Annotated in this window: 10 protein-coding genes and 1 pseudogene; 9 read left to right on the forward strand and 2 right to left on the reverse strand. The window is 59.5% G+C overall.

Going from position 1 to position 10,905, the window contains the following annotated elements; all coding sequences use genetic code 11:
• Positions 1 to 120: 120 nt before the first annotated feature.
• From RTI30_RS09725 to RTI30_RS09740, 4 genes are read left to right on the forward strand one after another with little or no spacing between them, the layout of a single operon-like run.
• A complete protein-coding gene (locus RTI30_RS09725; RefSeq protein WP_312263400.1) occupies positions 121 to 1,431 on the forward strand; it encodes a TolC family protein in 1,311 nt (436 codons plus the stop codon).
• 41 nt (positions 1,432 to 1,472) lie between these two features.
• Complete coding sequence (locus tag RTI30_RS09730; protein ID WP_312263401.1) at positions 1,473 to 2,426, forward strand: efflux RND transporter periplasmic adaptor subunit; 954 nt, start codon at positions 1,473 to 1,475, stop codon at positions 2,424 to 2,426.
• The gene (locus tag RTI30_RS09735) at positions 2,423 to 5,515 is read left to right on the forward strand and encodes an efflux RND transporter permease subunit (protein ID WP_312283701.1); all 3,093 of its coding nucleotides are present in this window, start codon (positions 2,423 to 2,425) and stop codon (positions 5,513 to 5,515) included. The genes RTI30_RS09730 and RTI30_RS09735 overlap by 4 nt, the downstream gene beginning before the upstream one ends.
• Positions 5,485 to 6,066, forward strand: a complete 582-nt coding sequence (locus tag RTI30_RS09740; RefSeq protein WP_312274917.1) for a cytochrome b/b6 domain-containing protein — start codon at positions 5,485 to 5,487, stop codon at positions 6,064 to 6,066. Before RTI30_RS09735 ends, RTI30_RS09740 begins: the two co-directional genes overlap by 31 nt.
• A gap of 43 nt (positions 6,067 to 6,109) precedes the next feature.
• On the opposite strand, the gene RTI30_RS09745 is transcribed toward RTI30_RS09740, so the two are convergent.
• Positions 6,110 to 6,556, reverse strand: coding sequence for a YeeE/YedE family protein (locus RTI30_RS09745; protein ID WP_312274916.1), 447 nt, complete (start codon positions 6,554 to 6,556; stop codon positions 6,110 to 6,112).
• 16 nt (positions 6,557 to 6,572) lie between these two features.
• Positions 6,573 to 7,004 (reverse strand): YeeE/YedE family protein, encoded by a 432-nt coding sequence (locus RTI30_RS09750; RefSeq protein WP_312283702.1) that lies wholly within the window; start codon positions 7,002 to 7,004, stop codon positions 6,573 to 6,575.
• 177 nt (positions 7,005 to 7,181) lie between these two features.
• Here RTI30_RS09750 and RTI30_RS09755 point away from each other — a divergent pair, with 177 nt between their 5' ends.
• From RTI30_RS09755 to hybE, 5 genes and pseudogenes are all read left to right on the forward strand, one after another.
• Positions 7,182 to 8,045: an MBL fold metallo-hydrolase gene (locus tag RTI30_RS09755; protein ID WP_312262853.1), complete on the forward strand. Its 864-nt coding sequence runs from the start codon at positions 7,182 to 7,184 to the stop codon at positions 8,043 to 8,045.
• Positions 8,046 to 8,320: 275 nt separating this feature from the next.
• A complete protein-coding gene (locus RTI30_RS09760; RefSeq protein ID WP_312262854.1) occupies positions 8,321 to 8,743 on the forward strand; it encodes a PadR family transcriptional regulator in 423 nt (140 codons plus the stop codon).
• A 24-nt stretch (positions 8,744 to 8,767) separates the two neighbouring features.
• Positions 8,768 to 9,493: a DUF2202 domain-containing protein gene (locus RTI30_RS09765; RefSeq protein ID WP_312262855.1), complete on the forward strand. Its 726-nt coding sequence runs from the start codon at positions 8,768 to 8,770 to the stop codon at positions 9,491 to 9,493.
• Positions 9,494 to 9,567: 74 nt separating this feature from the next.
• The gene (locus RTI30_RS09770) at positions 9,568 to 10,065 is read left to right on the forward strand and encodes a molecular chaperone TorD family protein (RefSeq protein WP_312262856.1); all 498 of its coding nucleotides are present in this window, start codon (positions 9,568 to 9,570) and stop codon (positions 10,063 to 10,065) included.
• Positions 10,066 to 10,121: 56 nt separating this feature from the next.
• Positions 10,122 to 10,604: pseudogene (gene hybE, locus RTI30_RS09775) on the forward strand ([NiFe]-hydrogenase assembly chaperone HybE); the annotation flags it as partial.
• Positions 10,605 to 10,905: the final 301 nt, after the last annotated feature.

Genomic DNA, 10,905 nt, shown 5'->3' on the forward strand with positions numbered 1-10,905 from the left:
AGATCAGATCTTCCCTAAGGCGTTGGGGTATTGGGCGTCGCCTTTGCGGAGGCGGCGCCTTCGCTATTTCTGCGCCTCCACTAATTATTTGCAAAGACACCTGTGCCATACTCTGCAGCTATGTTCCGCAAAGCACCAACTTTGCCCACGGCATTTTCCGGGGTCGCCTTGGGGCGAGCCGCCATTGTTGCCGTCGCATTTGGCTCGGCCCCGGCATTGGCATCCTCTTGGACGCTTTCCCAAGCGGTTGAGCGCGGTATTGCCGTGCAGGCGCAGGTGGCGGCTGCCGCAGATCGTGCTCGCGCCAGCCGCGATCTGGCCGCGGCGTCGACGGCCAATCGCCTGCCACAATTGTCCTTGCAGATGGGTGGGATCTGGTCGGCGAGTCGGCAGGGGCAACCCTTGTTCGTGTCGGCCAATGGCAGCGAGGAGAGTATTGCCGAGCTCGTCGTGACGGCGCCAATTTTTGATGCCCAGTTGCAGGCATTGGCAAAGCTGGCGCACGACGGCGCCCTGGTGGCTGCGTACCAAGTTGATCAAGCGCGGCTGCAGACGGCAGCTGCCGTGACCAATGCATGGTTTGGCTTAGGGTTGGCGCAAGAACAAACGGCGCTGTGGCGACAGACCGTAGATCAGGAAACGCAACTCGTTGCCCGTAGCCAGAAAGCCTTTCGAGCAGGTTCGGTGGCACGCATGGATCTGGTGCAAACGGAGCTACTACTGACCCAGGCTCGCAACCAGTACGCCCAGGCAAAGGTGCAGCAACAGACCGCCGAGCGCGCCCTGAACCTCCAATTGGATCTCCCTGCTACAGCAGCAACGACGCTCGCGACGGCTGCTCTGGCAGGGCCGATGCCTGTACCTACCCGCACGGCGCTTTGGCAGCAAATGCAGGCCAAGCAACCGCTTTTGCAGGTGGCGCAGCGGCAGATTCAGGTTGCCGAGGCGCAAAAGTCGGTGCAAGAGGCCAGCTATCTGCCCGTGTTGAACGCGCAACTGGCCTACGGCGTCGATAGCAGTGGCGTTCCGCGTGGGCATGACCTCGGTTGGCAGGCCGGCCTGCGTCTGGATTTTCCGCTTTTTGGATTTGGTCGACGCCAAGCCTCGGTGGCAGCGGCGGGGGCGCAGGTCGCCGCCGTTCGTGCCGATAAGGCAGCCTTGCTCTTACAAATGCGCAACCGCTTGAACCAGGATTGGGGAGCCTTTCGCGCTGCCCAGGAAAACGCCCGGCGCGCCGACAAGATCGTGCACCAAGCGGAGGCCGTCTACGACATGACGCGCAAGGGTTTTCAGGATGGCGCCATCAATGCCCTGAATCTTGCCCAGGCGCAAAACGCTTGGATTCAGGCACGCCTCAACTCCGTACAAGCACGGTTGCGCCTACATATGGCCTATACCCAGCTGCTTTTGGATGAGGGACAAATCCCGTGAAAAACACGCAAATAGGCCGCTGCGGCCTTTTGGGGCTCCTCATGGCCGTGTTCGTGCCCATCGCCGACGCGGCTGGTGTTCCTGTGCAGGTGATGCCAGTGCAGGCAGCAGCGCAAGGTGCGGTGGTAACCGCCTTGGGCGAGGTGCGCAGCAATGCCGCAGCAACGCTGGTAGCACCGGCGAGCGGGCGGGTACTCGAGGCCCTGCAAGGCGACGCCCAGGTACAGCGAGGGACGGTGATTGCCCGCATCCAGGCAGCGGGCTTCCCGGCCCGGGTGGCCGCGGCCGAGGCACAGCGCAGCTACAGCGAGCAAGTCGTGCGGCGAGATCAGCACCTGTTTGCCGATGGTGTCATTGCGCAGGCGCAGGTGGATACGGCACGGCTAGCCGCTCGGCAAGCGGGGGATGCCCTCGCCGCCTTGCAGCAGGAGGCAGCAGCCTTGCAGATTACGGCGCCGAGCTCGGGGATGCTGCAATATGTAGTGCCCAACGGCACCCAGGTGGCCGCCGGGACGGTCATCGCCCGCCTCGATGGGCGCGGCCAGCCCTGGATTCAGGCCCTGTTACCGCCGCCCCTGGCGCAGCAACTGACGGCTGGCGATCTGGTGGGCATCGTCTACGATGGCGAAAAAACGAGTGGCAGCATACGCAGCATCGGGCAGAGTGCCCGCCAGTCTGGTTTAGTGACGGTCCTCATCCAGTTGCCTGCCAAGAATCACTTACTGCCGGGCGAGTGGGTGCAGCTGCGGCTGCACCCGGCCATCGCCCCTGCCCAGGGTAGCGTAGAGGTTCCCGCAGCGGCCATCGTCATGCGCGGCGCCCGGAGTTTTGTCTGGAAGATGGAGCACGGCCAGGCCCAGCAGGTGCCGGTCGACATCATTGGTAAGCGAGGTGCTGCGGTGCTGGTGCAGGGCGCGCTGCGCGTAGGCGAGGAGGTGATTACCGCCGGAGCGACCCGTCTTGCCCCCGGCGCTGCCGTGCGGCTGGCGCCATGATGCGGCGCTATCTTGCCTTTTTGTGGGCAACGCGCAGCACGCTCCTCGTCTTGTCCTTGCTGTTGCTGGCGGCAGGCTTGGTGGCGCTGCGCAGTATGCCCGAGAGTGTCTTTCCTGCGGTAAATTTCCCGAAGATTTCCATCCTCGTGCAAGACCAGGACCTGCCGGTACAGATCATGTTTTTACAGGTGACTCGCCCCCTGGAAGAGAGCGCCGAGGGAGTGGCCGGGGTGCACTTGGTGCGCTCGCAGACCGGGGTGGGTTTGAGCAAGATCCACGTCTACTTCGACCGCGACGCCAACCCCGAGAATGTGTATTTGCGCCTACAAGCGCGCCTCTCCCACGTCGCCTTGCCGGCTGGGGCCAGCCTGAGCGTACGGCTCATGCGGCCGAACATTTATCCTGTGCTCCAATACGCCCTGGTGTCCAATCGCCTCGACAGTTCGAGCATGATGGCGAGCTATGCCTTCGTCATCCGCCCGGCTTTGCTCTCTCTGCCCGGGGTCTACCAAGTGCAGGAAACGGGCCGCGGTTGGCCGGAACTCCGGGTGCAACTGCAGCGCCATCTCCTCGCCCAATACCATCTCTCGGCGGCGGCAGTGTTGACGGCATTGCAGCAGGATCAGGGCCCCTTCTTCTCGGGTGTGCTTCAGGCCTTTCATCAGCAATTCGTTCTTTCAACGGCGCCGCGGCCCGCGAATCCGCAGGAGCTCGCGCAACTTACCTTGCCCATCGGCCCGCCCAATACCGAGGGCATTCACGCCCCACTGCCTCTCGGGGCCCTCGGCAGTGTCTCACTGGGGCCACCGCCGCGCTTGCGGGCGGCCGCGGTTCCCGGCTGGCAGCATGCCTTGCTTTTCGACCTCTCGGCGCAGCAGGGGAGCAACGAGGTGCAGGTGGCACACGCGGCCGAGCAGCGTTTGGCGCAATTGGCGCGGGACTTGCCGCCCGGGGTTCATCTGCAGCCGGTGTACAACCTGAGTCGCCTGATCCACTCGAGCCTGCAGGATGTATGGCAGGCCCTCGCCCTGGGTACGCTCCTGGCTTTTGTCGTCGTGTTGTTTTTTCTGGGACGATGGGATGCCGCCCTCGCAACCCTGACCGTGGTGCCTCTCTCCTTGGCGGGAACGCTGCTGATTCTGCATGCCCTTGGTTTTGGCATGAATATCATGACCTTGGGCGGTATAACGGCGGCCATCGGCGCCTTGGTGGACCATGCCATCGTCATTATCGAACGTGGCATCCATGGCCTCGAGCACGAGCCGCTGGAGCGGCGGCAGGAGCGCGCCCTGCAGCGGCTACTCGATTTGTTGCCCCTCATGACCCTGGCCACCTTCACCTCCTGCATGTTGTTTGTTCCCCTCATCTTTTTATCGGGAACCGTGGGGCTCCTGTTTCGTGATATGGCCCTGGCCATTGTCATTGCTCTTGCTGCCTCCCAGTTGGTCGCCATTACCATCACCCCAATCTTTGCGCTTTGGTTGGCAGGACGTCCGCGGCCGGCGCGGCGGCTCTGGGGCGAGGCCTGGCTGCGTCGCCGGTACGCACGGCTGCTGGTACGCGGGTTGCGACGTCCCCTCCTTGCCCTGCCGGTAATGCTCGTGTTGGCAGGTGTCGGTGCGCTGCTTTTCATGCAGCTGCCTACCGCTTTTCTGCCGCATTGGGGGGAGGGGATTTTCGTGGTCCCCTTTCGCACGCCCACCGGTAGCAGTGCCGCCGAGACCCTGCGCGTGGGCCGAACGCTACTACAGATTGCCGAGCAGAATCCGAATGTGGCGCGGGTTTCTCTGGTGGTTGGCCGCGGACTCGGCAATGCCCACTCCACCGCCAACAAAGGCGGCATCACCATCGTCCTGAAGGACCAGCGCCCCGACAGCACCTATGCGGTGATGCAACAAATCCACCAGGCCTTTCGGCGCGCCGTACCCGATCTCACCACCCTGGAGACGCAGCAGGTCATGGTCAATCGTCTCGGCAATATGTCGGGCTCCCATGCGCCCTTGGTCTTACAGCTCTACGGCGCGAGCCCTGCGGTGCTACAGCAGACGGCCGCTGGCCTCACCCAAACCCTGCGAGCGAGTCATGCGTTTCAATCGATTGTGCTCAAAGCCCCCTCGGCCGGCCCGGAGATCCAACTGCAACCAACACCGTTTGCTCGTATTGCTGGAGAAAGCCCGCAGCGCCTGGCGCAAAGTGTCAAATTGCAATTTTGGGGCGTGCAGGCAGGATATCTGCTCCAAGGCGAGGAGATTTTGCCAATTCGCGTGGAAGTGCAGGGCGCGCAGGGTACCGCACCGCAAGACCTCGCCGCTCTCGCAGAGCCCCTGCCCAATGGGCGTGTAGTGCCGCTCGGCCAGGCTGCGGCCATTCATTTGCGCGGAGCGGTGCCTTATGTGATGGAACAAAATCTCGTCCCGGTGGCAGAAATTCGCCTCAACCCGCGTCTTGGTGAGGGCTTGTCGCAAGCGGCGGCACGTTTGCAGCGCCTTGTCGATGGCAGCCATCTGCCTGCTGGCGTGGGCACGCAGATCACCGGGTACTACCAGGCACAGCAAAAGAGTTTTCAGCAAATGCTGATGATTTTGGCGGCGGCACTCCTGCTGCTTTTGGTGTTGCTGGGCTTTCAATTTGGCTCCCAGCGCGCCGCGGTTGCGGTTTTGCTGGCCATCGCCTTTGCGGCGCCTGGGGCGTTGTTGGTGTTGTGGCTGACGGGAACGGATCTCGATAGCAGCTCTATGCTCGGCATCCTCTTGGTCTTTGCCATTGCCGTGAACAATGGGATTTTGCTCTTTGCCCGCGCCCGCCAATTGGGCGGGTACCAAGCGCGCCCAGCTACGATTGCCTGGGCCGCCCGGCAGCGCTTGCGTCCCATTCTTATGACCATGCTGGCAGATGTTTTTGGTTTTCTGCCCTTGGCCATTGGCATTGGCCATGGCACCGGGCTGTTGCAGCCTTTGGCGCTGTCGGTAATGGGCGCCTTGCTGCTCGCCACCTTCACCAGCTTGTGGTTGGCCCCGGTTCTGTATTCTGCTTTGTTTACCCTTACCGAGAGGAAATCATGGAAGCGCAGCACTGGCCTTTACCGTTAAAGTGGTTGCATTTTGCCCTGGCGATTTTGGTTACCTTTCAGCTATTCAGTCAGCTGAAAATGCACGCGATTTGGAAGCACGTGGGCGTTGCTCCGTACCAGCATGTGCTGTATTGGGCGCATATGCTGTTGGGTACCGCTACCTTTTTGGTTATTTTGTTGTTCTGGCGAGAAATTTGCCTATCGCGGGAGCTTCGTCTGCATCTTTTCCCCTATTGGGGGGTGCACAGAGAACGGATTTGGGAAGACATTCGCGGGACTCGCCGCGGCATTTTGCCCGCCGGGGGAATGCGTGGGGGGCTGCCCGGCTTTATACATGGATTGGGCATTCTTGTGGTTACGGCCATGGGGCTCTCGGGTATTTTGATGTTTTATCTGATTCTCTCCGCCCATGGTGTCAAACCTGCCGCCACCTACTATGCTCTACCCAAAAGCATTCACTCGCTGGTGGCCAATTTGCTCTGGGGATATTGGGGCGGGCACCTGTTCATGGCGCTTTTGCACGCCGTCAAGGACCGTAAAATCTTGCGGATTTTTGTGCTGGCGCGGTGAGTGGCGAGCCCGCGCAAGCGCGCGGATCGCCACGGTGCACGACTCAGCTAGCCGACTGTTTCGGCTGTAAACGCCGGCTTTGGTAGCGTTCCCAGCTGAGGTGAAACACCATACCGAGCAGCATGGCAGCGAAGAACAGGAGCACTTCGGTATCAAGGGTGCCGATGGCCGCCAGGGCGGGGCCAGGACAGTAGCCGCTCAAACCCCAGCCGCTGCCAAAGAGTAGCGAGCCGATCACCAACGAGGGGGTGATGTCGCGGCGCGTTGGCACACTCATTTTCTCTCCAAGCACCGTTTTGCCGTGCCGAACCAGGAAAGGAAAGGCCAGCAGACCAACGCTCAAGGCACCTGCCATGACAAAGGCCAGGGAGGGATCCCAGGTGCCAAAAACGTCAAAAAATCCAATGATACGGGTCGGTTCGGTCATGCCGCCAACATTCAAGCCAACGCCAAAGAGTAGACCGATCAGCAGAGCACTAACGAGTTGCATGGGGAGCTGCCTCCATTCAAAGGACATGACGAACGAGGTTGACGACCAAAAACCCGGCCGTCATAAAGCTCAAGGTGGCAACAATAGAGCGTCGCGACAAGCGCGATAGACCAACGACGCCGTGCCCGCTGGTGCACCCAGAGCCTAAGCGTGCCCCGAACCCCACCAGAAACCCACCCAGCAGGAGTGCGGTCAGGGTGCCGTTGACGTCATCTACGGTGTTGTCGAAGTGGGTGAGGCGCAGCAGGAGAGGAGAGGCAATCAGCCCTGCAATAAAAGCGATGCGCCAACCGACGTCTGCCCCTCGGGCGGTAAACAGCCCGCCCAGGATGCCGCTGATACCGGCGATTTTTCCGTTCACCGCCAGCAACAGCACCGCTGCCAGACCAATGAGTATTCCACCGAAAAAAGATGTCCAAGGATCGAAAGTCGCGATATCAGTCCACATAAAAACCCTCATTGAGAAATTGGGGGTACGCTCCCAGAACTTGAATTGGTTAGTGTCTGCTTATATACTAATTATAAAGGTCGCAGTCAAGGCCTTGATTAATAAGACATGATCATATTTTTATGATCGACCCAGAGTTGCATCGATGGATGTTTTTTGCGAAGGGAGCGTACTAGCATGACTGAACCTGTGATCAAGACGTTTTTTGATTCTGCCACATCGACGTTCACCCACGTCGTTTCCGATCCCGTCAGCCGGAAAGCTGCCATCATCGACCCGGTTTGGGATTACGATCCCAAGTCGGGCCGCACGAGCGAGCAGTCCTTGCAGAAGTTGGTCGATTATGTAGAGACCGAGCACTTGCACCCGGTCTGGGTCTTGGAAACCCACGTCCATGCCGACCACCTAAGCGCCGCGCAGTTCTTGCGCCAGCGCTATGATTGCAAAATCGGTATTGGCGCCGCCATTACGCAGGTACAGGCAACCTTCAAGCCCATTTTCAACGCCGAGAGCGAGTTCAAAACCGATGGCTCGCAGTTTGATCGCATCTTCGCCGATGGCGACAGCCTCGAGGTCGGTGAACTGCGTTTTGTAGTGATGCATGTGCCCGGTCATACTCCGGCGGACAGCGCCTATGCCGTGGGCAAGCACGTTTTCGTAGGCGATACGATTTTTGCTCCAGACGTTGGCTCAGCGCGGTGCGACTTCCCCAATGGCAATGCACGCACCCTGTACCAGTCGGTGCAGCGACTACTCCAGCTGCCCGCGGATACGGTCTTGCATCTTTGCCACGACTACCCGCCGGAGGGTCGGGAACCGCGTGCAGAGTGGACGGTGGCCGAAGAGCGCGCCAGCAACATTCATCTGCGGGACGGCATCAGCGAGGAGGAATTCGTCAAGATGCGCACCGAGCGCGATGCCAAACTGGCCATGCCGGTGCTCATCCTGCCTTCGGTGCAGGTAAATATGCGTGCCGGAGCCTTGCCGCCAGCAGAGGCCAATGGTAAGAGTTACCTCAAGATCCCGGTGAACGTACTGTAAAGCACACCCAGCACACCGGCGCAGTATGGCTCGCCTCGAGCGGGCTTTTTATTCTCACCTGGGGCAACTGAATCCGGGCGGGGAAGGTGGGCGCGACTGGCACTTGACAGCATTCGGTGATTGATTATGATATATCTAATTTAGCTATATCGTAAAAGGTATGGTAGATGGAGCAGAAGGGCTTGGATGCGAATCTTTGCAGAGGCTGCGCAGCGGACGAGGGCTGTGGTCGCGGGCGAGGCGGCAGACGCCGAGGGCGACTGTTGGATCAAGGCATGCTGCGTTTTGTCGTGCTGCAGGAACTCCACCGCCAGCCCTGTCATGGGTACGAGCTGATCAAACGGCTCACGGAGAAGTCGGGAGGGGTATACAGCCCGAGCCCGGGGATGCTCTATCCGATGCTGAACATGCTGGAGGATCTTGGACTCATTGTGGTGACGGCAGACGGAAATAAACGCCTGTATCGCCTCACCGATCAGGGGAAGGCTTTCCTAACGGAAAACCGGCAGTTGGCCGATGCTGTTGGTCAGCGACTCGAAGCACTACGAAAGGACGAATGGGAATCCTTGTGGATCTCCCTGCAACAGCTGCGGGACGCCATTCAGGAGCGTTTTTCGGCGGCCCAAGGGCAAGTTGAGGTGCCGGCGCAACTCCAGAAAATTCTGGAAAATGCTCTGGAGCAGGTCCGCGCTTTGTAGTTTGTCAAAAGTTAGGGGAATATCATGAATAATCAATGTAGTGGAAATCTTCGCCAAGGGCGAGGCATGGGGAAAGGTCGGGGGCGCGGCGGCGCTGCAGGACGCGGACTCGGGGGTGCCATGGGGCAAACGCTGACCCTCGACGAAATGCCGGATCGCAGTGCACATCGCCAGGAACATGTTGCTCAGATGCGGTCCCAAATTGCGGCCAGCCCGCGTAGCGTCCTGAGTGCAGCAGAGCAGGAAGACTTGCTGCTGATGCGGGAAGAAGAAAAGATCGCCCGTGACGTCTACCTCCGCCTCTATGAGCGCTGGGGTATTCGGCCCTTCGGGAATATTAGCGGTTCGGAGCAGGCCCACATGGACGCCATACTAGCGCTCTTGGAACACTTCGGTTTGCCCGATCCAGCTCACGATCTGGCCGTGGGGCGGTTTCATAATCCGCAGCTGCAGCGCCTCTATGATGCGCTGGTCGAGCAGGGCCTGCGTAGTCGCGAAGAGGCAGTGCGCGTCGGTTTGCTCATTGAGGAACTCGATATCGACGACCTGCAAAAGGCCGCCCGGCGAACCGATCGGGAGATTATCCGCAGAGTCTACGACGAGTTGGAGCGAGGATCACGGAATCACCTGCGAGCGTTCTACCGTTGGAAGACCCAGCTAGGTGTGAGCTATCAGCCCAAACATCTCACTCCTGAAGTCTTTACGACTACTGCTCTATCGCCTCATGAGGATTGTGCTCTATCCGCGTGAGCAAACTGCGAGGCTGACGGGCAGGGGGTTGATACGGACAGTAAGTCTCTGCCCAATACGCTCATACTTGGCGCTTGGTAGCCCTGGCCCTGGCCGAACCGTCGACAGAGTCGCTGGGATTTTTGCGGGAGCAAAGCGAAAACTATCCGATACTCCGGCCAGCGTTGGCGGAGTTAGAGAGGCTGCCCTTGGAGGCTTGGCAAGGCGAGCATACACGACTCTTCAGCTTTCCGGCCCTCTGCCCGCCTTTCGCCTCGGCATTTCTGGAGGATGGCATCCTCAATGGCCACCGCGCTGCCGACCTAGAGCAGTTCTACCAAGAGTATGGATTGGCGGCGATAGGGCTTCCTGCCGATTATCTGGGCACGATCTGCGAATGTGCGGCGTACCTAGAAGAGGAGGATCCGGAGATGGCTTGGATCTTCGGCCGTGATGCTTTGGGTGACTGGCTACCGGATTTCAGCGAGCGCTTGCAGCAACTGAGCGAATTACTGCTGTATCGTGAGCTCGGACGCATTCTAGAGACGGAGATATTGGCCGTGCTGTGGACTGGTTCTGAGGCCATGAAATAGTGAGTTGGGAAAGTTGATCCTTTGCGGATCTAGAGGAATTCAGCCGGGCTGTTACAGCGATTTTTTCGCAGTGGCAGCAGGAATGTTTCCACGATAGTTCTGCGGCCAACCCTTCGATTAGGGTATGTCAGCGGGGGGCACGGCAGTTGGGGGAGTGGTGGACGACGCAATTGCTTACTTCCCTTGCGTTATCGCAAATCCTCATTCCGATAACGCCTCCTGCTGTTGCACTACCCGAGGGATGGTCTGCCACGGAGCGGGCTGCTCAACCCTGTGTTCCCTATGGTCCAATGCTTCCGCCACGAGTGCCGGGCCTGGTGGGGCAGGCCCATTTGAGTTATCGGCAGGGCCTCGGCCACTTTCTCATCCAGCCGCAAGTACAGGGTCTGCGTCGCTACTCAGATGCCGAGGCTGTATTTGCCGCCTGGCACCAAGTCATCGCCTTTCGGCGACATACTCGCGAGCGGCTGGAAAAGGGGCAGCAGGAAGATCGTCGAGCTTTTCTGCGCAGGCTAATACCGGCTCCAGATAAAAAATAATACCTACCTAACTAGTCGACTATTTTGCTATTTATATTGTGCAGGAAAGCGTTTTTTTGCTATGTTTTGTTGGCAATTTCATCGTTAATATAGTCGCAGAACAGTAATAGGTTCGGGAGGATCGCCATGCGCTTTCTGGACAGATCAACCATGAATAGCCTGCTCGAGGGCGCCACAAGTTTTCAGCAAAAACAGCCTTATCCGTGGGTCTCCATTCAGGATTTCCTATATCGAGACCGCTTTGATGCGCTCTGTCGCGATCTTCCTGATCCCTCACTTTTTGAGGCGCAGATGGGGTATC

This window comes from Candidatus Igneacidithiobacillus taiwanensis, from assembly GCF_031962545.1.
Classification (GTDB): domain Bacteria; phylum Pseudomonadota; class Gammaproteobacteria; order Acidithiobacillales; family Acidithiobacillaceae; genus Igneacidithiobacillus; species Igneacidithiobacillus taiwanensis.